Annotated in this window: 18 protein-coding genes; 6 read left to right on the top strand and 12 right to left on the bottom strand. The window is 67.1% G+C overall.

The annotated features are described in order from the left end of the window. The first annotated feature begins 76 nt into the window (after positions 1–76). Genes ACWED2_RS09750 through ACWED2_RS09735 form a run of 4 tightly spaced genes read left to right on the top strand, consistent with a single transcriptional unit; the run spans position 77 to position 8854 of the window. Positions 77–1600: a TIGR02677 family protein gene (locus tag ACWED2_RS09750; RefSeq protein WP_449690036.1), complete on the top strand. Its 1524-nt coding sequence runs from the start codon at positions 77–79 to the stop codon at positions 1598–1600. Continuing rightward, positions 1597–2682 carry a DUF2398 family protein gene (locus tag ACWED2_RS09745; protein ID WP_449690035.1) on the top strand — a complete coding sequence of 362 codons (1086 nt, stop codon included), beginning with the start codon at positions 1597–1599 and terminating at the stop codon, positions 2680–2682. The genes ACWED2_RS09750 and ACWED2_RS09745 overlap by 4 nt, the downstream gene beginning before the upstream one ends. Next, positions 2679–7598, top strand: coding sequence for an SbcC/MukB-like Walker B domain-containing protein (locus ACWED2_RS09740; RefSeq protein ID WP_449690034.1), 4920 nt, complete (start codon positions 2679–2681; stop codon positions 7596–7598). The genes ACWED2_RS09745 and ACWED2_RS09740 overlap by 4 nt, the downstream gene beginning before the upstream one ends. A gap of 14 nt (positions 7599–7612) precedes the next feature. Continuing rightward, positions 7613–8854: a Wadjet anti-phage system protein JetD domain-containing protein gene (locus ACWED2_RS09735; protein ID WP_449690033.1), complete on the top strand. Its 1242-nt coding sequence runs from the start codon at positions 7613–7615 to the stop codon at positions 8852–8854. A 119-nt stretch (positions 8855–8973) separates the two neighbouring features. Here ACWED2_RS09735 and ACWED2_RS09730 read toward each other — a convergent pair whose 3' ends face one another. After that, positions 8974–9102, bottom strand: a complete 129-nt coding sequence (locus ACWED2_RS09730; RefSeq protein WP_449690032.1) for a hypothetical protein — start codon at positions 9100–9102, stop codon at positions 8974–8976. Between the two features lie 392 nt (positions 9103–9494). Between ACWED2_RS09730 and ACWED2_RS09725 the strand changes: the two genes are divergently transcribed. Continuing rightward, positions 9495–11726 carry a hypothetical protein gene (locus tag ACWED2_RS09725; RefSeq protein WP_449690031.1) on the top strand — a complete coding sequence of 744 codons (2232 nt, stop codon included), beginning with the start codon at positions 9495–9497 and terminating at the stop codon, positions 11724–11726. Between the two features lie 117 nt (positions 11727–11843). Here ACWED2_RS09725 and ACWED2_RS09720 read toward each other — a convergent pair whose 3' ends face one another. The 9 genes from ACWED2_RS09720 to ACWED2_RS09680 form a co-directional block, all read right to left on the bottom strand. Continuing rightward, positions 11844–12911 carry an integrase core domain-containing protein gene (locus ACWED2_RS09720; protein ID WP_449690030.1) on the bottom strand — a complete coding sequence of 356 codons (1068 nt, stop codon included), beginning with the start codon at positions 12909–12911 and terminating at the stop codon, positions 11844–11846. 331 nt (positions 12912–13242) lie between these two features. Further along, positions 13243–13866 (bottom strand): pentapeptide repeat-containing protein, encoded by a 624-nt coding sequence (locus ACWED2_RS09715; RefSeq protein ID WP_449690029.1) that lies wholly within the window; start codon positions 13864–13866, stop codon positions 13243–13245. Continuing rightward, a complete protein-coding gene (locus ACWED2_RS09710; RefSeq protein WP_449690028.1) occupies positions 13863–14414 on the bottom strand; it encodes a hypothetical protein in 552 nt (183 codons plus the stop codon). The genes ACWED2_RS09715 and ACWED2_RS09710 overlap by 4 nt, the downstream gene beginning before the upstream one ends. Positions 14415–14845: 431 nt before the next feature. Then, on the bottom strand, positions 14846–15397 hold the full coding sequence (locus ACWED2_RS09705; RefSeq protein WP_449690027.1) for a hypothetical protein: 552 nt from the start codon (positions 15395–15397) through the stop codon (positions 14846–14848). A gap of 47 nt (positions 15398–15444) precedes the next feature. Then, positions 15445–15915 (bottom strand): hypothetical protein, encoded by a 471-nt coding sequence (locus tag ACWED2_RS09700; protein WP_449690026.1) that lies wholly within the window; start codon positions 15913–15915, stop codon positions 15445–15447. Then, positions 15912–16937, bottom strand: a complete 1026-nt coding sequence (locus tag ACWED2_RS09695; RefSeq protein ID WP_449690025.1) for a hypothetical protein — start codon at positions 16935–16937, stop codon at positions 15912–15914. Before ACWED2_RS09695 ends, ACWED2_RS09700 begins: the two co-directional genes overlap by 4 nt. 145 nt (positions 16938–17082) lie before the next feature. Beyond that, positions 17083–18093: an ImmA/IrrE family metallo-endopeptidase gene (locus tag ACWED2_RS09690; protein WP_449690024.1), complete on the bottom strand. Its 1011-nt coding sequence runs from the start codon at positions 18091–18093 to the stop codon at positions 17083–17085. A gap of 44 nt (positions 18094–18137) precedes the next feature. Then, positions 18138–19094: a hypothetical protein gene (locus ACWED2_RS09685; RefSeq protein WP_449690023.1), complete on the bottom strand. Its 957-nt coding sequence runs from the start codon at positions 19092–19094 to the stop codon at positions 18138–18140. 84 nt (positions 19095–19178) lie between these two features. Beyond that, positions 19179–20081, bottom strand: a complete 903-nt coding sequence (locus tag ACWED2_RS09680; protein WP_449690022.1) for a hypothetical protein — start codon at positions 20079–20081, stop codon at positions 19179–19181. Between the two features lie 708 nt (positions 20082–20789). On the opposite strand from ACWED2_RS09680, the gene ACWED2_RS09675 reads away from it, so the two are divergent. Continuing rightward, entirely contained in the window at positions 20790–21281 is a 492-nt protein-coding gene (locus tag ACWED2_RS09675; RefSeq protein ID WP_449690132.1) for a 3-hydroxyacyl-CoA dehydrogenase NAD-binding domain-containing protein, read from the top strand. Here the strand turns inward: ACWED2_RS09675 and ACWED2_RS09670 are convergent. Together ACWED2_RS09670 and ACWED2_RS09665 are read right to left on the bottom strand one after the other, a co-directional pair. After that, the gene (locus tag ACWED2_RS09670) at positions 21206–21709 is read right to left on the bottom strand and encodes a tetratricopeptide repeat protein (RefSeq protein ID WP_449690021.1); all 504 of its coding nucleotides are present in this window, start codon (positions 21707–21709) and stop codon (positions 21206–21208) included. The genes ACWED2_RS09675 and ACWED2_RS09670 overlap by 76 nt on opposite strands. 102 nt (positions 21710–21811) lie before the next feature. Next, positions 21812–23245: an esterase/lipase family protein gene (locus ACWED2_RS09665; RefSeq protein ID WP_449690020.1), complete on the bottom strand. Its 1434-nt coding sequence runs from the start codon at positions 23243–23245 to the stop codon at positions 21812–21814. Positions 23246–23270: the final 25 nt, after the last annotated feature.

The following is a 23270-nucleotide window of genomic DNA, read 5'->3' as shown; positions in this document are numbered from 1 at the left end:
GCGCCTTGTCGGCGTCGAGCTGGTTTGATCTCTGACCGTGCTGGAGGGGGCCGCGACATCGGGAGGCAGTGAGTCTATGCGTCGTGGTGAGGGCGACCGCCAGAAGCTCTTTAAGTACGTCACGACCGATGAAGCACCTGAATACCGCACGATCATGGACGTCTTCGTCGACGCGGCCGCGCAGTACAGATCCGCGCTGACACTGGACGACGTCGATTCCGACCTGCGTTCCTTCGAGCCTCCCCTCATTCTGAGCCGCGAAGTGCTCGAACGACGGCTGGCCCAGCTCCATGTCTGGGGCAACCTCGATCGCGACCGCGACGAGTCCTGGGCGACCGATCTGCGAACCTACGAGCTGCAGGCCTACTTGTACACCGTGAGCCGCGGCGGAGAGGCAGCTCACGAGGCCGTCGTCACGATGGAGGAGGGCCTCCGTCGCGCGGTCGGTCTCCAGAAGGTCGCGCTCCTGCGAGTCCAGGCTCTGCTCACCGACCTGATCCCCCAGCTCGCCGCCGAGCAGACCAATGGCGCCGAGGTCTACACCCTCGTCGAAGAGCTGCACCGGACCTTCAAGGCGCTGACCGGCAACGCTGCCACCTTCCTCCAGAAGGTGAACCGGGTCGTCGACTCGGGCAGCATCAAGCTGGACGACTTCCGCATCTTCAAGGCGGATACGATCCACTACCTCACCGAGTTCACCGACAACCTGCAGTCCGTGACCGATTCCGTGGTCCCGCAACTGGCCCGGCTGGACACTCTCGGCGAGACTCGGTTGGTCGCGGCTCTCGCCGTCGCCGCGAAGGAGTCCGGTGAGCAGATGCTTGTCTCGGACGAGGCGACCGAATCGTGGGCTGACCAGGCACGTCGGCATCTGAACGGCGTCCGTCGGTGGTTCGTCCCGGAACCGGGCGCCGAAGGCGGCGGCGAGCACCTCCACCGTGTCGTGCGGCGCGCCGTCCTCGGGATCGGGCGAGCCGTCGAGCGCCTCCGCGAGGCGCAGCTGGCCCGATCGAGCAGGACAGCTGATCTGCTTGCGCTTGCGAAGCAGTTTCGCGCACTCGACAACGACGACGCCGGGCACGAAGTCTGGCACCGGCGTTTCGGGCTCAACAGCTCACGGCACTTCTGCGACGAAGCCGTCGACGAGTCGATTCCGTACTCGCGCGACTGGTGGTCCGCGCCATCGGCGCTGTACTCCCTGAAGCTGAGAGCGATCAGCACACCCGACGAGCTGGTCCGGCGGGCGTCGCGGACCGCGAACCACGCCGACACCAAGCGGCTACTGGCCGAAGCGGCGAGGAACCGGCACCTGGCCGCGGATGCCGCCGCCGATCGGCTGGTCGCGCTCGGCCGGGTCCGGCTCTCCCAGGTGGAGTCGACCTTCGAGCCGATCGCGCTGATGATACTGGTGGAGTTGCTCTCCCGGGCGCAACGCGCGAAACGCGACCCCGGAACCGCCCGACGCACAGCACGCAGCGTCGACGGTCGGCTGCGAATCAGCTTGACGCCTCCACCCGGCGGCGCCGCGGCCCGCCTCACCTCCCACGCCGGTCACCTCACTCTCCTCGACTACGAAGTGGAGATCACCCGCACGTCATGACGATCTCGACCGAACAGGAGCGGACCGAGCAGGCGCGAGCGATCCGCGCTTTGCTCCGGCAGCCGATGCTCAGCCGCGACCACCCGGCCTTCGAACTCGTGGGCGAGCACCAAGCCGACCTCCGCCGCTGGTTCCGCACAACCACAGGCTGGGAACTCGTAGTCGAGACCAGACGGGGTCTGGCGCGGTTGCACAAAGCTCCGGGGGAAGCTGTGCTCACCCGGCCCCTGCGGTCCCACCGCACCGACCGCCCGCCGTTCGATCGGCGGCGGTACGAGCTCTTCTGTGTGACAGCCGCCGCGCTCGGCCACTTCGCGCGTCGCCAGGTCTCGCTGCAGGACTTGTCGAGCCGGATCATCTCGCTCACCGAGAACGACGAGGAACTGACGACTTACGTCCCGGGAGACGGGGACGAACGTGCCGCGTTGATCGACGTGCTCTCACGGCTGTGCGCGCTCGAAGTCATCGAACTGCTGGATGAACAGGGGAACTACGAGCGCCAGCAGGATTCGAACGCCCTGTACGCCATAGACGAGGCCCGGCTTGGGGCTCTCCTGCCTGACGAAGCACCGGGTGCCGGCCGACGGCAGGCGCTCATGAGCCGGCTGCTGGACGACCCGGTGCTCTACCTCGGCGACCTCGTTGAACTCGACCAGGACTGTCTCAAGGAGCACGGACGCTGGTTCCGCAAGCGTTGCGCGGAGGCCGGCTTGCTGCTGGAACGCCGAGCTGAAGGCTGGTGCGTCACCGATCCTTCGGCGGAGACCACGGACCTGCGGTTCCCACAACTGACCGCGCACGTGCACCAGGCGGCGCTGCTGGTGATCAGCCGCCTCGCAGAAGCAGCCGGCCTTGACTGGCTGTCCACCGCCCGGATCCGGAGCGAACTCGAGTCGGTGCTCGCCGAACACCCCGGCTGGGCGAAGAAATACCGGCGGGAGGACCGCTCGGCCGACCTGACCGCCGAGGTGATCCAGGTGCTCCAGGCGTTCGACCTGGTCCGCGTCGACGAACTGGGCCTTGAGTTCCGGCCCGCCGCCGGCCGTTTCAGCAACGTCGCCGTCCGCCGGGAGGACCCGTGACCGGAGAACTCCCCGCGGCGGTCCTGCGCGGTGTCCCGCTGCCCGCTCGCCGTCGCTGGCAACCGCTGCGCGCCGGAATCCTCGGACTCTTCCGATACGACGAGCAGGTGTTCACCTTCCACGACGGTCGTCTCCTGCTTCGTGGCAACAACGGCTCGGGCAAGTCGATGGCGCTCGAGGTGCTGCTGCCCTTTGTACTGGATGCCCACATGGCACCCGAACGGCTGTCCACCTTCGGGGGCCGCGAGCGGGGCATGTACCTGTGGCTCCTCGATCACGAGCCGGCCGACGGCCGGTCCAATGCTCGGGGGTACGTCTGGGTCGAGTTCGGGAGACTGACCGAAGACGGGCCGGAGTTCTTCACAGCGGGCGCCGGCATGCAGGCCACCAGATCGAGTCGGAAGGTCACCTCGAGCTGGTACTTCACCACCGGCGCGAGGATCGGTGTCGACTTCGAAGTCGGGTCGGCCGGGAACGAGCCACTGGCCCAGGCACAGCTGGATCAGAAACTCACCGGTTTGTCCGCGCTGGGCACTGCCGGGACCGTGCACCCGACGGCGGACGCACACCGCAAGGAAGTCAACCGTGTCCTCTACGGTCTCGAAGAACGCCAGTTCGAATCGTTGCGGGAGATTCTTCTGCAGCTGCGCAAGCCGAAGCTTTCGGACAAGCTCTCGGAGAGCAAGCTCAGCGATATCCTGCGCGACGCACTCCCCCCAGTCAGCACTGCAGTGACCGACGAGCTGGCCGACGGTTTCGAACGTCTGGAACGCCACCAGGACGTGATCCGCAAGCTCCGGGTCGCCCGCGACTCCCTTGCCACCGTGGCTCGTGCCTACGCCAACTACTCGGAGATTCTCGTCGGGCTCCGTGCCCAGGACGTCGTGCTCGCCGGAAAGGCATCGGACGCGGCAACGAGGTCGGTGTCCGACGCTCGTAAAGCCCACCACAACGCCCAGGAGCAGCTGGCTCAGACGAAAATCGCAAGAAAGAAGGCGCTGAGAGCCGTCACCGACCTGACCGCCGAGATCAAGCGGATCGAGAGCAGCGAACTCTACAAAGAGGGAAGCCAGCTCGTTCCGTTGCTCGAAAAGTCCACTGCGCTCGCGAACGTGGCGAAAACAGCGCGTCGGCATGCCGGTGAGGCAGTGGCGGCGGCGGGCCGGCTGCGCTCAAACGCGGAGAAGATCGACGCTGAGCGCGCAGACGCCGCCCGGCGCCGAGACACACTGGGAGCCGAGACAGACCGAATCGCCCCCGGGCTCGCCTATCGAGCCATTCCTGACCTGCTGGGTGAGCTCGTCCACGACCTGGCAGAGCCCGAGCTGACGACCACCGACGTCGAGTCAGCGATCTCCCGGCTTCGCGAGGAAGCCGGCGGTGAAGCGGAGACGCTCGATAACCTCATCGGACTCGTGAAGCGAGCCACCGACGCGGACACCGACCATCGCAAAGCGATCAAGGCAACGGCCGAGGTGAAACAAGCGCTTGCGGCCGTGGAGAGCCGATACGCCGCTGCCGAGTCCGCGCGACGGGCAGCCTTCGACGCGTTCACCGCCGTCCTCACCACCTGGGTGCAGGACTGTCTGCAGCTCGTCGCCGGGGTGCCGGCCCCGACGACTTGGCCGGACCAGGATCCGCTCGCCGCGGCACAGGACTGGATGCGCACCGCGGCCACGGCACGCCGTCTCCAGATCTCGCAGAGCCGCAATTCCCTGACAAGGGTGCGCCCGGTCGTCGCCGACCTCGGCAAGCGAGCCGGCTCTCTTGCGGACAGCGTCATCCGCCTCGGTGAATCACACGCCGCGTTGTGGCCGCTCGTGGAGACGACCAGGGCTGCCAGGCTTGAATTCGCGGATGCGATCACCGCCTGGCTCGACGGTCTTCGCGAACTTCTGCTCGGTACTGCCGTGCCCGAAGAGTTGGAAAGGCCCGACGCGCGCTTCCTCGATCGCGGCTCAGTCGTCCGCTGGGCCGATTCCGCGGCGCGCACTCGAACACTGGCCTTGGCGGGTCGGCAATCGACCGTCGAGGCCGAACTCGAAGCCATTGTGGCGAACACGACTACGGTACAAGACGAATACGACCACCTCGTCGCCGGCGGGGTCACTGCACCGCAGGTGCCGGTCACGCGGTTGGATACCCGCGACGACCGTCCCGGCGCACCGTTCTACCTGCTCGTCGACTTCGTGGGAGCGGAGCGCTCCGCCGCGGACCGGGCGCTGCTCGAGGCCGCGCTAGTCGGCTCTGGCTTGGCGGATGCCTGGGTGTCCCCTGATGGATCCCTGACGAACGGTCCCGGCGGCCACCCGCTCTTGGACACCCAGCTGGTTCTCGGAGCTGCCCTGGCAGCCACTCCGTTGTCCCTCGCATTGCGACCGGACCCGGCACCCGAGGCACCCGTGCCGACGTCCGTCATCGCCGATCTGCTGGACCGGATCGAGCTCGCCGGCACCGCGTCAGCCGCTGGTGACGGCCTGGTAGTCGGGTGGGACGGCACGTGGGCCGCGGGGAGCCTGCACGGAGCCTTCCGCAAGTCCCATGCCGATTTGATCGGCGCCGCGAGCCGGGAGGCGCAACGGCAGCGCAGAATGGCCGAGCTGGAAGATCAGCTCGCCAGGCTCGAGGAGCAGCGTCTCGACGTGACCGGTGTCCTGGACGGCGTCAAGGCGTCGATCGAAGCCGTCGAGGCAGAACGAGCGGGCGTTCCCCCGGACACCGCGGTTCGGACAGCCGACGAAGCGCTCGCGGTGGCACTTCGGGAGCTGGGCGCGCAGGTGAAGGGACTACGGGACGCTTCGGCGGCTTTCACTTCCGACGGCGCCAAGGTTCTCATTGCCGCGAAGAACGTCCCGGCGCTCGTGGATCACGACTGGCCGGCCGTCGAACTGCCGGTCGCCGAACTCGCCAGGAACGTGGCCGACACCGCGGACACACTGGCCGCGGACTCCGCGACCATGACCGAGTCGGTCTGGGGGCTGGCTCCGCGTCGGACCGCAGGTGGGGCGGTCGAAGCCTCAACCAGCTCGATTCGTTCCTGCAGTGGGAAGATCAGCGCGCTGATCGACCACACCGACATCGAGCTGGCTTGCTGCGACGGGAATGAAGCCGCACTGGACCAGGAGGTCGAGGACGTTCCTCCCGGCGACGACCTCAGCACAGCCGACTCGCAGGTCGCCGTCACCAAAGAACTGGTCAGAGCCGAGCGGACGAGGCTGACCGGACGACAGCTCGAAGAGGCGAAGGCCAGGGAAACGAGCGAGGAGGCCGCGGAGACCAAAGCCACCGCGTTGGCCCTGGCCGCACTGCCCGACGCTGCCGACCGTCTGCCGTCGTACCGCGCTGCGGTCGACCGTTTCCGGGCGAGCGCAGAAGACTGGCTCAATGCCGCAGCGACCGCCGCCCGGTTGACCGCTCAGGCTCGGACAGCCGCCGCCGAAGCGGACGCGGCGGCCGAACGCGCCGAGCAGCAGAGCACGTCCGCGGAGGAGAGCGAGGAAAGCGCGCGCCTGGCACGCGAAGACTACGCAGGTCTCCAGGAGCGCATGGGCGTCCCGTACAAGGAGATGGAAGCTGAACTGCAGGCGAACCTAGCAGACCTTCAGGCTCAGGGTGAACTAGTGGAAAAGCACACCCGAGGGGAAGCCGAACAGACCGGCGAGGTCGGGCGTCTGGGCGCTGAGTTCGCGAAGGCCGAAGAGGCTCTCGCAGCCAAGACTGCGCTGGTGGCGGAGTCGGCGGACGTGCTCGCGGACGTCCACCGCCTCGGACTGCTGATCAGCCACCCGGTGTTCGCAGGTCAGGAACTCCCCTCGATCGGCAGCAGTCCCCTCAGGGAGGACCAGCTCAAGCTCCTGCGCACCTGGGCGGCCGCGGTCACGACCCAGGGGAAACGGGCTTTCCACCAACAACAACTCGACGATGCACAGACCAAGCTGGCTGATCGCCGACAGGAGGCCGAAGAATCGCTCGACCGGCTGATTGTCCTGCGTGAACGGGTCGAGTCGCGGATCCTGCTCGTGACCGGGACCCGCAACAGCCGGGAACGCCCACTTGCCGAAGCACTGGCGAGCATGGATCACGAGATCAAGGAGGCCGCTCAGCTGCTGGAGCGCGACGAATCCGAACTGTTCGAGAAGTTCCTGTCCGACGAAGTGCGACTGGAGGTCGGGCGACGGATCGACAGTGCGAAGGATCTGCTCGACCGTGCCAACGACCTCATGGACGGCCACCCGACGTCCTCGGGCATCAAGTTCAAGGTGCACCGGACAGCGGATCCGGAATGCGAGATGCCGCCGAACATGCTCGAGCTGCTGAGGAAACGGGAGGGCACGCTCTTTCCCAGCGAACGCGAACGGCTTGCCGAGTTCTTCCGGCGGAGGATCGTTGTGGCCCGGGGCCGGGCCACGGTGGTGCCATGGCGCCGACAGCTGGCCGAGCTGCTCGACTACCGTCGCTGGTACAAATTTATCCTGCAGTTCCGGCATCGTGACGAGTCAGTCTGGGCGAAGGTGGACCGGCGAGCCTACGGGCAGATGTCCGGCGGGGAGAAGGCCGTCGCTCTGCACATGCCGTTGTTCGCTGCCGCGGCGACGCACTGTGAAGCCAGCCGGATCCGCGTCGAGGAGCGCGACCGCAGCGTCAGCGGTTGTCCCCGGCTCATCCTGCTCGACGAAGTCTTCGCCGGCGTCGACGCCGAGAACCGCGGTGCGCTTTTCGACCTCATCAGCAGGCTGGACCTCGACCTCGTCGCGACCAGCGAATCCGAACAGGGGCTCTACGCCGAGCTGAACGGTCTGTCGATCTACCACTTGATCGCCGAAGACGGGCTGCCCGGCGTTCTCGCCGTCCGCAGCATCTGGGATGGTCACACAGAACACCGCATGCTCGAACACGACTTGGAGAACCTCCGTTGACCGTCCCAGCCGCCTTGTCCGGCGACGACTGGGCTTGGCTGCGGACCACTGTTCGCGAACGCGTCGAAGCAGACGGCGGCGCCGTCTCGGTTGTGCTTGACCTGTCCGAGCTCGAACCCGGAGAGCAGGACACGCTCCGCTGGCTGCTCGGCTGGAAGGTCACAGACGTTGGCCGGAAACGGGTGACACTCGAACGGCTGGACCGCGAGCTGCGCCGCCGTGTCACCGACGGAATCAGCCTCCGCGAAACGCTGGCGGCTCTGTCCGGGGGTGTGCTGGCCGATCGACGGGCAGAGCGGCAGTCGGAGCGCGCTCGACGGGCAGCAGAAGCCCTGGCCGTGCACGCCGAACTCGTCGCGTTGACCGCGTCGTGCCCGGACTTGGCAGCCGAACACCGGGTGCTGGCCGCCGCACCGCCCCAACCAGTCCTGCGAGTGCCGGCCGGATCAGCCGCCGGAACGTCGAAATGGCCGGTTTACGAAGCCGCCCTCCGCGCGGCAGTGCTGTGGTTCCGCAAGTCCGCAGCCAGTGAGCGGGTGTCCGCGAAGGAACTGGCCGGGCAAGCCTGGCGCAACACCAAGCGCTGGACGCTGCCCAGGCAGCTGGCCTTCACGAACTTGATCCAGCGGCAGTTCGAACAAGCCGTCGACGAAGCCGACACCGAGGTACGGCTGCGAGGCCCGCTGACCTGGGTGGCAGAGGGCACGATCGCAGACGCGGCCGCGTGCCGGCCGTGGCTGAGCGTGCCTGCCCAAGGACTGCGCACGCTGGGCTATACGACGTGCGCAGCGCACGGGATCCTGCTGATCGAGAACCTTGAAGCGTTCGAACGAGTCTGTGAGCTGCCGGAGGTCTCCGAACGCTGGTTATGCGTGTGGGGTCAAGGCTACGTTCGGGACGGTGTCGTCCGGTTCCTACGCTCGCTGGACCTTCCTCTGGCCGCGTGGGGCGACCTCGACGCCGACGGGATCAGGATCATCACGGACGTGGGTGCCCGCGTCGGCCGACCGATCCGCGCAGTCGGCATGTCGACACGGCTTTGGCAGCAAGGTGTGAAGCGTGAGCAAACTCCTGACCAACTGCACCGAGGCCGGGTCCTAGCCGCGTCGTTGTCTGCGAGCTGTGCACCTGACCTTCGTGAGCTGGCTGCGGCGATCGCCACCACGGGCGAGGGATGCGAGCAGGAAACGTTGTACACCGAGGTTCTCCCGACGTTGGGTGTAGAGCTCGCCAAAGTACTGGCCGACCGGCCGTAACGACGACATAGTCGCAGGACGAGGTACGGATCGCACAGCACATCAATCGCCGAGAGCGAAGGCGATGCACCTCTCGTGTCGTTCAATAGTCCTGCAAGGCGTCGTGTGCGCTTGAATCCTCAACAGAGCGCCTCGGCGCCGGTTCCATAGCGCTCAGCGCGTTGTCGGAGACGTTCGGCTTGCTGCTTCTTGTTCGTGATGTGGCGCAGGCTTTCCTGCAGTGCGGAAACCTCGCCGAGCCACTGCATCCGATGTGCCTGCTCGCCACAGGCGCGTCCTGCCGGAAGACCAAGTCCGAGCGCGGCCGCTCAGCACTGAAGCGGTCATCGACCTTCGCAGACGAGCAACCTGGCGGCGGATACCCTGCAATCACGCCGTCGGACCGCAACGACCACCTCAATCGCGCATCCGCCAGGCCTGGAGCACGTTCCAGATCTCGCGCCCGGAGCGCGCTGCCGACCGCCTCGCCAAGGTGGTCGTGAGATGACCTGCGAGCCACCGCCACCTCCACATCAAACCCGGCCGAGCGGCAAGTGTGCGGGATCCGATATCACCACGATCGGGCCGCCCCGCCTGAGGACCAGCAAGCGAACCCACGTCGTCCGTCTCCGACGCCGTGCCTCCCGTATGCTTGATCACTGTGTCAAGCGGAGCCACGAATCACCCACCCGGAAGTCGTACACCGCCGCTCTACTTCACCCTGGTCGACCGGGCATTCAGAAACATCACCAAGGCCCCGCCCGCCGCCTTGCGACTCGCGGACGACGAGCTGGGGCCGGCTTGGGACGACTTACCTCAAACCTGGCCGATGAATGAAGTGGCGACGGCAGCCAACCTTCCCGGAGCGGTGACCGGCGCCCTGAGCAAAGGACCCGTGCTTCTTCTCCCACCGTGGGGCCGCAGTGAACGCCGTCGTACGGGTGAGGTGAGCCGGTACGAGCACGAGCTCATGCTCTTGAAGTGCACACCGCCGACTTCCAGCGCGTTGCTCGCAGCCGTGATCCCGGCGACGAGCCTGGTTTCGATCGAATCCGAACCGTTCAGGGAGCAACTCGGGCGCGACTGGCAACCGGTTCTCGTCCAGTACTCTCGAGGCCTCCTACCGGGTCTCAACCACCGGGTCGTCGTCGCGACCGTCTTCCTCAGCCCCAGGGTCGAGGGCGAGAGGCGACCGCTGCGAATCTTCGAATGCTCCGCCGCCGACGACAGCGTGGCCGTGCTCGACGACTTTGGTAGATTGCTCGCGAGAAAAAGCGGGCAGGGTGCCTTCGGCTATGTATTACCAGAGGTGCCAGCCCCCGGGGAATCGTTGGCTTTTGCCCGCCACGCCCCACGCTTGAAAGCCCGACGCGACTCCCTGACCGTGTTTGGTGGCGCGGGAACGCTAGACGAAATCTTCGAGGTCCAGCCATCGGGTTTCAACCTCACCACCGACCGAGCACACAAGTGCACTGCCGACATTCCCGGAGCGATCAGGGTCATCGGTGGCCGTGAGATCAAGCGAGACGGCACCATCGCCTTCCCGGACGAAGACACCGAGTGGGCCAAAGTACCGTCGGCCAGGCAACTTCAGGCGGGCGACATCGTCGTCAGGGCCATCACGATGGCGGGGCAGAAACTGATCTTGGCCGAAGTCGCCGAGGAGGATTTGCCCGCGGTCGCCACCAATGGCGTCGCCGTGTTGCGCCCGAAAGCGGACTTCGACGGGTCTCAACGCTCGCTGCTCGTCCAGTACCTGCGTTCAGAGCTAGCCCGTGAACTGCTTGATGCACCCAGCGGCGCGGTAGGCACGCTAAACCGACAAACTCTCCGAGGGCTGCCACTGCCAAGACCCGACGAATCCTTGAGCGCCGCCTTGTCCGACCTGGCCGATGCCGAACGGAGCTTCGAAGCGTGGCGAGTGGAAGCCGCAGCCGTCCTGGAGGCCGCATTCCCCGACAACGAAGACTTCGAAGCGGCCCGGGCACGGCTCGTGGAGCACGGACGCAACTCACGACTTCGGCTGGAAGCCGCGTCGAACATCACCGACCAGGACCACATCGTCCGAACCCGATTCCCCTACCCGGTCGCTTACCGCTGGCGAATCGTGGAAGCGGAACTCAGCGCAGGCCCTTCCAGGGACGCCTACGACGCGATCCTGCAAGCCGCTGAAGTCCTTCTGTGCTACACCGCTAACCTAACCCTGGCTCTCGCCAGGACAGCGAACGTCAACGTCGGGTATCGCAGCACGGTCCAGGCCTCCCTCGCCAAAGGGAAAGGCTTGGGCTTCGGCGACTGGTCCGCGATCCTGGAAGAGGTGCGAGACGGCAAAGCCTTCCGGAACCTCCCGAAGGCGCACCCGTTGAGCGACCTCCGCTCGCTCCTTGCGAGCAACGAGGTCGCCGCGGCCCGCAAGAGGCTCAACGACCGCCGCAACGACGACTCACACCTACGGAAGGTCGATTCGACCGACCTGCCGCAGGCGACCAAGTCCGCTACAGCCGATCTCCGCGCTTTACTAGCGGCTGCGAAGTTCCTGTCCGACCTCTCGCTCATCCACGTCACTGCGGTCAGGTGGGACAGCATCCGCCAGGAAGCCGCGATCAGTTATCGCGAACTGATGGGCGATCATCCCGTTGTGCCGACGCGGACGATGACCTACCGCGAGCCCGACGTGGAGGTGGACAGTCTCTACCTGAAAGACACCCGCCACCGGTTGCATTTGCTGCGTCCCTTCATCACCGGTCGCATTTGCCCGGAGTGCCGCAACTGGTCGACGTTCCACGCCGACGGCGTCCGCCAGGGTGTCCTGACGTTGAAGAGCCTGGAACACGGTCACACCGTCAAGGACGCCTCGGGCGAGGAAACCCTCCGCCAGGTCGGGCTCCTTTGACAGGCCTGTGGGGTTCCAAAATTCGCTCACCGGCGCTGACCAGCGAATTACGCATCCCGTTCGCACTCGTTGACCTGTGGGGTTCCAAAAGTCAGACACCGGCCCTGACCAGTAGCTTTACGCGGCCCGTTCGTACTCGCTGATCAGGCCTCCGAGGAGTCGCTGTCGCTTGATCCGCTGAGAGCCGAGGTTCGCCATGGGATAGGTCGGGCGGGGTGGTCGAAGCTCGCGGGACCGGTGCGGCCGTCGACCGTTGTAGTGCCGGAGGTACTCAGCGAGCGCGGCGCGCAGATGCCGCTCGCCCACGATCAACATGCGATCGGTCAGCTCGGTCCTGACTGTTAGCACGAACCGCTCGGCGTAGCAGTTCGCCCGCGGGCAGCGCGGAGGGATCTTTACCGTCTCGACGCCAACGTCGGCCAGGACAGTGTCGAACGAGGCCGCGAACTGACCAGCCCGATCGCGGACAAGAAACCTGAACTCGCCGACTCGACCGCCGAGATCCATCACCAGGTTGCGGATCTGCTGCGTAGTCCACACGCCGTCCGGATTCGAGGTCATTCCCAGGATGTGGACGTAGCGGCTGCCGACCTCCAGCACGAAGAACACGTAGATCCGCTTCAGGGTGAACGCGCAGTCGACGTGAAAGAAGTCGCACGCCAGCACCGTCGCCGCCTGCGTGCGCAAGAACTGCCGCCAGGTCGTGTTGTTCTGCCGGTCCGGCGCGGGTGGTATCCGCGCACGCTTCAGGATCCGCCGAATCGTCGAGGAACCGACCCGGTGACCAAGCTTGAACAGCTCACCCTGAATCCACTTGTACCCCCAGTGGTGATTCTCCCTGGCCATCCGTTCGATCAGCTCGGTGAGCGCCTCGTCGACGGGCGGACGGCCGGCTCGGTATGGGTAGGTCCACTTCCCGGCGACCAGGCGCCGGTGCCAGCGCAGGATCGTGCCCGGGGTGACCAACCGGTGCGCCCGCAGCCCGGTGGGCAGCAGCCGAACCAGCGCAGCGAGAACAGCCCGGTCAGCCCAGTTCAGGCGACGTTTCGGGTTGCCTCGGCGCAGCACGGCCACCTCGTGGCGTAACACGAGCAGCTCGACGTCCTTCGACGCCGACGAGCGCCCAAGCAACACCAGCACGCTCACCAGCCGGAGGAAGATCAGGTAGAGCAAACGCAGCGCCATGGCTGGCGATCATGCTCTGCCCATTGAACGCGCCCGCCACCGCAGGTCAGATCCACGAACCGACTTCTGGAACCCCACAGGCACCCGCGCCGTGTTCGTGTGGCGTTCGGCGGCCCGGACGGCAGGACGCTCTTCATCACCTTCGGGACACCGCCCTCCGGAGGTGACAGCGGCGACTTCGGCCCCTACAGCATCCGGTTGAACGTGTCCGGCTGGCCGTACTGACCGGCAGCTCGAACCCGAGCTTCCTCTGCCTACTGTCCGACGGGAAGCAAAAGATCCTTGTGGTCGTGCCGAGCTGCCCGAGACCGCGCGGCGACCACCGAGCTGCTCAACTCGCTGGCGGCGCGGGCGTAGCTTCCGTCTTGTCGAAGCGCAGATTTCGCCATTCTCCTGGGAAGTCCGGGAAGTCGATCGGGTCACCACAGCGATCGATCGTCCAACCGGGAGGCCAGCGGCTGGCATCGTTCGCAGGAACCAGCGCCACCGACGCCAGGAACCGGGCGGCTCCGCGGTAAAGATCGTTGTCGCCGTCATCGAACGACGCGTTCGCGAAGTTCACGGCCTGGAAAAAGCAAGCGCTTCCGAACCAAGCCATCCCAAGTTTCGCCTCTTCGAAGGCGAGAGGACCGTCCACTCTCACGCCTTCGAAGCGAAGGTACCGAAAGGAGGTGAGCCGGAAGTTGCCGCTCCCGAGAAACCACGTCTTGAAGAACCACGCAGCCGCGGCGAACACTGCGTTGGAGAATTCAGCCCGGCCGGTGAACTGCGCTCGGCTGAACGTGGCTTTGCCGTCGAACGCCGTGTTCGAGAAATCGGCGTCACCGATGAACGTCGCGTCGGCGAACTTGGCTTCACGCACCCGTCGGTCGTGGAAGTCGAAGTCGACGAGCGTGGCACCGGTAAGGTCCAGATCGATGTCCGCCCACCGCTTCTCGCTGTCCTCGGTGATCAAGTGGTCGGCCAGGATTCGCTGAGCCGCCAGCCGAACCTGCAGCTCCTGATGACGCAGATCGATGCCCTCGGTGCGGCCTTGCCCGGCCGCACCGAGGGCTCCCGGCGCAGGGTCACGTCGAAGGTCTCGGCCGGGCGAACCGGCGGCGTGAACGGCATCCGCAGATACGCGCAGAGGACGTTCACGATGGTCTGCCGCTGGCCGGGGTTGTTCTGCGCCAGGCGTTCCAGGGCGTACAGGCCGCCGAGCCGGACCGGCGCGCTCTGACCCAGCTGCTCGACGGCCTTGGTGTACTGCTCGGTGATCCGCCGGTCGATGAAGTCGTCCCGAGCGTCCTGCGCGGTGCGTTCCGCCAGCCGGTGAATCTCGTACTTCTGGAGCACGTCGAGCTCGGTCGACCGTTGCCGCCGGACCGCCAGCCACAGCGCCACCACCCCGCCGAGACCGACGCCGAGCGTGCCGCCGGTCCGGATGGCGTCGAGCCTGTCGCCGTCGACCCGCATCCCCAGCAGCAGCCAGACCGCGGCAACCGCGACTACGATCATCATCGGCAGTCCGGCGGCGATCACCCACCGCGGGATCGGCGTCAACACCGGACGCCGCGGCGACCCGGGCTCAGTCGGTTCGATCACCTACAGGTGTCGCACCGGCGACCGGAAACGCAACACCCACTGGCAGCAGTGCCAGCTCCGTTGCTGGGCGATGAACACCGCGTCGGCGTACCTCGCGGCCTGTCACGGCCGCGCTCCGACGAGCTGGCCTGGAAGTTGACCGGCCGGCCTTGCGTTGTCCGGGCGAACGGAATCGCGCCGTGGGCGGCGAAGTGTTCGCCGACCTGGTCGATCTCGTGCATCAAGTCTTCCCCGGTGAAGACGCCGCCAGCCTTATCCCTGGCCTTCAGCAGAGTCGCGAACACCCGCCTGCGCAGGCCTGAGGTGCTTCCCACCAGCTGAGTTCGAACGCCCGACGAAGCGGTTTGTCATCTCGACCACCACGGAGCAAGCCGTCGGAGGTGAGCACGGACCGCGTCGATGTAGACGGTTTCGTGGTTCGTCAGCTCCCCGAGGTCGACGAGCGACGGAGGGATGTTCATCGCGCTGTCCGTGTTGTTTGCCGGCGCGTTCCACGCTTCGTGCATGGCCGTCCCGGCGGTCGCGCGGACCTGCTTGATTAGCTCCGCGAAGGCCTTGCCGACCTGTTCGGATTCGATGACGATCCAGGCCGAGTGATACGCGAGGTCCGCTTGTACCGAGCGCAGCGCCTCGGACAGCCTGACCCGTTCTTCGCCGGGTGCGTCGACGCGACGTCGCCGGATGGCGTAGGGGAACTCCTTGTAGGCCTGGTACGCCGCGAACGCTTCAGCGAACGCCGCCCGGAGCCGGTTGCGTTCCTCCTCCCGCGTTTTCCTGCGCGCGAGCCAGATCGTGATCGCCGCGGTGATGAGAGCCGCGAGGAAGGCTCCGGACACCACCGCGGCCACGAGCACACTGGTGTCGCCGGCCGCAGGAATTCCTCCGCTCGGTGCGGTCACCGTCGTGGTGGTCACGATGACGGGGTTCGTCACGACGCCATTATCGGTCATGCAGCCTCTGTGCCGGTCTCGCCGACTCCGGCGGTGGGTAGGTGCGCGGCTTCTTCGCCGGGCCATTCGCCGGTGCGCTGCCACCACTGCTCACGCAGCAGATGAGCGACAACGTGCCCAAGCAGCGCCACGGGGCCGTCCGCACGAGTCCAGCGTTGCTCGGCCGGGTCGCCGGGGTACCACATGCAGAGCGACCCGTCGGGGTATCGGTGCGGGGAGTCCGACGCCACGTCCGCATAGACGTGCGGGACGTTGGGGGCCGCGCGACCGAAGACCACCGTGACCGTCTGGACGGGCAGATCAGGGAGGTCGAGCCGGACGGCGACGGCGAAGCCGCCGCGGAGACGTCTCGGCGGCCGCACCACGTGCACCGGGAGGTCACACGCGGCGAGCCGGTGCTGGAACAGGAGCCGGGGCGCCGGCTTGGCGTACCAAGCCGGCGCTCGCCACGCTGGCGCGTTCCTCACTCCCGGGGCTCCGCGGCGCCGTAGGCCCGGGTCGGCCGGATCAGGGTCGACGGGCCGCCGAGACCGAGGGTGGCCGTGGCCACCGGGATGTTCCGCCGCAGGGCCGCGACCTTGCCCGCCAGACCGCTGGGCGACGGGTTCTCGACGTACTTGAAGAAGACCCCGGACAAGGCGGTGAGCACGGCTTCACGGTCGTCGTCGTGCTCCAGGGCTTCAGCGAGCCCGTCGGCGGCCGTCCGGAGCCGCTTGGCCGCGATGTCACGCGAGACCAGCAGCTTCACGTTGGGCGAGACGCCCGCCGGATCGGGCGTCGCGCGGCCGGCTTCGACCCGAGCCGCGGCGTTGGTCAGTACCGCGTTCAACGCCGTCGCCATGCCCATTTTCGGCTTGATGAACTCCCAGGCCCAGACCGTGAGGTTGTGGGAGGAGAAGCCAGGCTGGTTGTACTGCTTGTTCCACGCCTTCAGCAGCCGGACGACGCGGCGGCGGGTCCGGCGCAGCGACTGGCTGCCGGAGGTGAACAGTTCGACGTGCCGTTCGGGGTCGGACGCCTCCCATGTATTGGTCTTGAGGTTCGGGATCCACAGGCCCGCGCCGGTCTTGCGGGTCAGCGCGACGACCATGTCCACGGTGGGGTCCTGGCCGTCGATGGGCTGGCCGAACGAGAGCTTCGGGCCGCGCTTCGAGGTGCTGCAGCGGGCCTTCGGGTAGATCTCGCGCACGGCGGGGCCGAGCAGCGCGCAGAGCTCGCCGGCGATCTCGGAGGGCGTTTCGCCGTCGCCGTCGGGGCCGAGCTTCGGGTAGACGCGGCGGTCGAGCACGACTCCGCCGTCGCCGTCACCGACCGGGTGGATGAAGGTGTGCTGCGGCAGCGAGCCGCTGCGGTAGGTCCGGACCGTTCCGGGGAACGTCCCGGCCACGGACCGGACCAGGTCCAGCCGGATCCGCGCTTCGGCCAAGGGCTCCTTGTGCGCATCGGCCTTGCTACGGACTTCGTCGAGGACTTCTTCGGTGTAACTCATCGGTTTACTACCTCGGGGTTGGGCGCCGGGACGCCGTGACACCCAGTCGGGGGCTGGGTGAGTCGCCGTTCGGCGACTCACCCATGACTGACGTCGCACCTCGGAGATCGTCCGGATGCCCGTACGCCGACCCAGGTCCGGCCTGCTAGCCGGCGTCCTCGACACAGGTCTTGCAGGTCGGGCTGTCGCCTTTGAACCGTGCCGGCGGGTACGTGAGGTAGCAGGTGTTGCACTGGCGATCTTCCTGCTGACGGGCTGTAGTGCACCCACAGTGATCGTTCGGACACCGAGGTGTACCGCACTTCGGGCAGGCTACCTCCGTGATCTTGAAAGATTCGCCGCAGGTCTCGATTTCACACGTCCACCACGAACCGAACCGGGAGCGAGACGTGTTCGGCCGCGGCGGCGCGAACGGCCGCCACGCGGCGTTGTCCGGGACGAGCACCGCGACCAAGTAGTCTTCGTCGCACCACGCCGCCTGCCCGTACAGGGTGTCGCTGGTGCTGTTGTTCTTGAACGCGATGAAGGTGCTGTCCCGTTCGACGGTGGCCGAGGCGCGCAGGGCTGCGGCGATCAACGGCGTCGCCGCCTGATCGGAGCCCTTCGCGGGCGGCAACATCCCTCGCGGGGCCGCGAAGATCACCGAGCCGCCTGCGTCGAGAAGAACAACAACGCCACCACCGGTCAGGTGCTCGGCGGCACGGACACAGCACGCCTCGCGAGATGCCTGCGAGTGGTGGAACAGCTCGACGACGGCGGGAGCCGTCGGGCCTCGTGGATCGATGAGGTCCTTTACCTGTTCGTCTGGCAGGAGAACCCGCGCGGCGAAGGCGTCGCACGCGGCGTCTTCGAACGCTTCGGAGTCCTGGTAGTCGAACAGGCGTCGCCCCAGCTCCGGGTCCGTCTGCTGAAGGTGGTGACCCAGCTCGTGGAGCCCGGTGAAGCCTCGGCGGCGCCGGGACCGCGACTCGCCCACCACCAAGGTCGGCGGCTCGGTCTCGTCCCGGTAGTTCCCGGCGACCGAGCACCGTCCACCGCCGTGTCCTTCGGGAACCAGCTCGACGACGATGTCCCGCCACGTCCGGAGCTCGTCCAGCGGCCCCTCCCGTAGCGCGGCCAGTGCACCGGGATGGCGCCGTTCGACCACGGCGATCATGGCCTCGGCCTGAGCGGCGGCCTCTTCCGCGAACCGGCCCCGCATCACGCGCCGCCCCGGCCAGTCTGCTCGCCGGACAGATAGCGTCGAAGCCGCTCGTCCCAGTTCGGGGCACTGCCGCCGGTTTCCCTCGCGGCCAGGGCGAAGGCGCCGTAAGCACCGGACAGCCGGGCCTCGGTTTCGCTGATGCGTTCTCGCCGAGCCCGCTCGTGCCAGACGTGCCGCCATCGAGGGTGCTCGGCGACAGCGACGAGTTCCGCAGGCAGGGGCCGTACCGTCCGGGAGATCTCCGCCGATTCCACTCCGGTCACCCGTGCGATCGTCGCAATCTGGTCGGGTCTTAGCGGGATCTTGCCCCTGAGCAGCCTCATCACCTCCGACTGACGCATTCCCAGCGAAGAACCCAGCGACGGAAGGTCGACTCCCCCGCCTAGCAGCGACCTCAGGCTCGGCGTCGGCGTCCCCGCAGCCTCTTCGGGCAGCCCGGGAGCTCGCCGGAGCGAATCCATCTCGTCGGCAAGTTCCGCCCGCAAGGACGCGACCGGATCGAGTTCCGACTCTCCCCCGCGCCCGAGCCAGGTCCCGGGCGGCGCCAGTGTCGATCGCCTCTGAGCCAGGTCCGTGCACCAGCCGACCACCTCGCTGGACCAGACGTCGAGCACTCGGTCCAGCACGCGTATGGGCATCAGCGCGGACAAGGTGGCCCATACCGTCGCATCGACTCCGAACGCGGTGGACGAGCCGCCCACCACCAGGCAATCGCGGTCTTCGGCCGGTGGGTCGATGGTCACCGGCGAAACCAGGACTTCCCGGGCTTCGACGGCCAAGACCAACACGAGGATGCTGACCTTCTCCCATCGCGCCCGCCACACCTGGCCGACGCGGATCTCCTCCTCACCTGCCTCGCCGAATCGCGCTCGCAGTCCCGCGCTGGTCAGCGCGGGTCGCCCAGCCCGCTTGGCAAGTTCGAGAAACCTCTGTGGCACGTCAGGGTCACTCATGGTGTCCTCCCGTATCACTCGACCGAGTGGGTCGCCATCTGGACCTGACGTCACAACCCGGAAGGCGTCCGGGCAGGCAGCCGATCATTCCTCGCTCAATGGACCACCACACAGCCGGATCACCTCCAGCGCCACCGCACGCACGTCTTCGCTTTCGCCGACGAGGTGTCCCAGTTTCTCCTTTACCCGTCTGACGCGGTGGTAGGCCTGGCTGCGGCCGCAGCCGAGGAGTTCCTGGATCGCCGAGACGTCGTCGATGCGCCGCACGATGGCGCGCTCCTCGGGCGAGAGCATCGCGACGATGCCCGTGGCGTCCGCGGCAGCGTCGATCTCCTCCTCGAACGCGACGACCTGCTCCTCCGGGGCGGCCGTGTCCCGGTCGGGGATGTCGTGCTCGGCGGCGTCCGGCAGAGGCTGCGTGGCGGGGTCGAGCGCCGCCGGGAAGCGAGCGACGAAGACATTGACCAGCTGGGCGACCTCGATGGCACCCGCGGCCTTGGTCAGCACCGCCCGGATCACCGCCGCGATCGAAGGCCCGTCGGCCATCGGCGGGCGGCGCGTGGCACTGCTCCACGGCGGAATCCTCACATTCGGTACGGCTCGAGCGGCCGCCAGCAGGTCGGCGGCCGAGCCCGACCAGGGCATCGCTCCCGAGTTGGCCAGCCGCCACCGGCCCGCGCCCGGTTCGCGTGGTGGCACCTTCTCGAAGGTGCTGTCGGCCGCCAGCACTTTCTCGACCGAGCGCCGGATTGCGCCGACAGCGGTCTGGCGAGCCTGATCGACCAGCCAGTTGCGGATCGACATCCGCAAAAGCCGGCCCATGGAGGCGTCGTCGGTGGCCAAGGCGAGCAGGTTCGCCGTGACTTTCTCCAGTCGATCGGCCAGGAATTCCCCGACCAGGTCTTCCTGGTCCGCTGGCTGCCAGCCGGCGGACGGCGCGAGCGCCGGGAAACGCGAAACTTCTTCGCGGACCAGCTTGCTGATCAATGCCAGGCACTCAGTACCCAGACATCCGAACGCCTGCAGTTCTTCGAACGCGGAGATGACCCACCTCCTCAAGTCAGGCGCCCGACTGTACGCGCGACCCACCATGGCATTTCGGGCGACCCGCCGGGTTCTGCAGCGAAGCTGGAGCCGGCCGCCCTTCGGGGCCACCTACCCCATATCAGCCTCGGGTTTTCGCGCCACGCCAACTCGAAGACGCCGTGACAAAAAGTAGACGATTCCTGGCCAAATTTGCCCATATCCCGCCGACTACAGACACCAATCCTCAACCGGGGCCGGCTGCGACCTCTCGCTCAGATGCGATCTGCGGGTCGCCGCCACCACCGCGGTGTTTGTCGAAAGCTTCGTCAAAGTCGACATCGTCCCCGGGCGACCGCGGCGCCTGGCTCCTCCCCCACGCCGTCGGCGCCCGCGCCGCCGAGCTGGCTTCACCGGCGACCCCGATCGACGCCACCACCACCCTCGGCTGGGGTCTGGTCTCCCGCGTCAACGAGCCCTGCGACCTGCTCGCCGAGCGCGTCGCGGTCAACCCGCCGTACCTACTGCGGATGACCAAACGAGTGCTGTGCGAGAGCGCCCATCGGTCCTGGAGAGCTTGCTCGAACTGTCCGCGGCGATGCAGCCCGCAGCCAACCACACCGCCGAGCACCGCGGTTCACCGGGAGCTGACCAATGACCGACCACACCTGAATAGGCGTCGTCGGCGCCGGCCAGATGGGCCGTGTCATCGCCGAGGTCTTCGCCCGCGCCGACTACGATGTCCTCGTCGACGCTGTACCTGATGTTCTGGACGCTACACCGGACCAGATCCGCGCATCGGTAGACCGTGCCGTCAGGCAAGGGCCCCTCGACTCCACGGCGGCGCCGACCAGGCCACCTTCAGCACGACGTGGCCGAGCTGTACGACCGCACGCTCGTCGTCGAAGCCGTGGCCGAAGACGAGACGATCAAACTGTGGTGCTCTGTGCGGTTGACACGACCGTGCGTGATCAGGGCGCGATCTTCGCCACCAACACGTCGATCCGTCGGCAAAGCCATCACCTGGTGCGTTGTGTGCAGCGCTGCGGTTGCTGCGCGGAGGCCTCGATTTCGATACGGCGACCAACTTATTCGCCAGTTTTGGCGGAGCTGTCCGTCCTGTCGAGCTCGTCGAGTTGTCCCTGGACACGATCGGCGTCGTGACCTCGCCCCTGTTCTCGATACAAATCTCGCGCCTCCCGCCAAACAGCACGGGCCTGCTCAGGCTGACTAAGGCACACATAAGGAAAGCCGAACTTGTCGAGGGAATCTGCGACCTCAGAGGTGTTGCCGAGTGCACGAAACAGAGATAGGGCCTGCCGGTAGTAGTCCACGGACTCGCGGTGGTGGCCGTTGTGATGCTCGATGTAGCCGAGGCTGTCAAGCGTAGCCGCTTCTCCAGTCGGGTTGCAGTGGTGTCGATGCAGAGTGAGGGCAGCCTGACACTGGGTGTGGCCGGTGTCGTAATCGCCCATCTGAGCCGCATACCAACCAACCAGGTTGAGCGCGTCCGCTTCCCACGCCTGCTGGCCAAGGGCCTGGTACAGCGTCAAGGCCTTGGCAGCGTGCCGCAGGGCGTTCTGGTTGTCCACCCGTCCCCACGCTAACGCGAGTCCTTCATGAGGGTGAGCCATCGCGCCCGTGTCACGTCCTCAGCTGAGCGCAGCCCATCTGGCACCAGATGAGCCCACCGGTCACGGACAACTCTGGCGAGGTACAGCCGAGCGAGGTGATGTGTCGTCCATGGCCATGACGAGCTGGCGGACCGCGGAGGTGCCGCCGCCAGCGACTTCGAACCGGTACACGCCCGGCGCAGGGAGTGTCACAGCCGCCACAACGTCCCCATCTCGGCGGTGGAGAAGCGGATGGTCGACGGCGCGTCCGGTGTCGGCGTCCGTCACTACGCAACGACCCAGATGTGGCGGCACTCCGGTGACGGCGGCCGTCCACTCCGCGCCGGGAGCGACTACGTCGGGCACCGCGAGCCCGATGCCGCCCTCCCCCAGCCTGGGCCCCAGATCGGCCTCGGCGTTGAGCAGGACGTCGCAGACGAAATCGATCGCCTCGTCGGTCCGGGCGAGACTGCCGTGCTGCTGGGCGAGGGGTATCGCGGCAGTGTCGGCGAAAACTGCGGAGTTGCGCGAGACAGTGCCGTCGCCGCCGCTGACAATCCGGACCAGTGTGCCGTTCGCGTCTCGGTGGAATTCGCCGTCCTGGTGGAGCCGGAACGTGTGGGCGTGTGCGGTGATCTCCCCGTTCGCGAGCGTCAAGGTACTGGCGGTCGGCTGATCGATGCCGATGAGCGCACGGTGGCCGGGCAGGGCAGCCGACCGTGGGAGCCCGAACGCGTCTCGCGCGAGATCGGCCGAACCGCCGAGGCGGGACACGTCGTCCGGTGTCAATCGCCGGACGGTGTCTTTCTCGTCGACGCAACGGTAGCTGGGGAGCAGGTCGTGGACACCCGGCAGCCCGGCGGCGAGCTCGCGCAGGCGCCGTCGTGGAACCGGCGCACCTTTGCCGGTGCCGAGGATGACCGCAGCTTTGACAGCGCCACCGAACGGGGTACCTAGGGTGATCGTGGTCCGAACGTCGTCCATCGCACCGGAGATCGTGGCCATGGCGCTGCACAGCAGACCGCCCATCGAATGAGCGACCAGGCAAAGCCGGGCATCAGACCGGCCCGACAAGGTGCGCCAGTTCGCCAGGTGGCCGGTCGCGGCTTCCGCGAGCAAGCGAGCGTTGTGCGTGACCGGTAGCCGCCAGTCGTAGGCGAACTCGAGCACAGCTCGCCGGTCACGGACGATCCGCCGGATCCGCTTGACCAGTGGGGTGTAGGGCTCGAGCCCGGCCAGCAGAGGAGCGAAAGCCGGAAACCTCAGCAGCCCGGTGGCCTTCACCCGGCCGACCCGGCCGTCGAGCTCGTCCTGGGTCGCCCGGAGTGGATACAGCCCGTGGCCAGAGCTCCAGGCTCGGACGTACCAACCGAGCCGCCGCAGGCCCCAGAGCACGTCTCCGGTCGCCGCGTCGACCAGTTCGCTGCCCATGATGCCGGGGATCACGACAACGGCGTCCCACGTCACCTGTTCCTGGATCGGATAGTCGGCTCGCCACGGAAGTTCGCTGGTCACTTCGGCACCATCGGGCGGATCGCCC

Source organism: Amycolatopsis sp. NPDC005003, assembly GCF_053600695.1.
The sequence above is the reverse complement of the archived record's forward strand: the minus strand, read 5'-3'. Positions and strand labels throughout refer to the sequence as shown.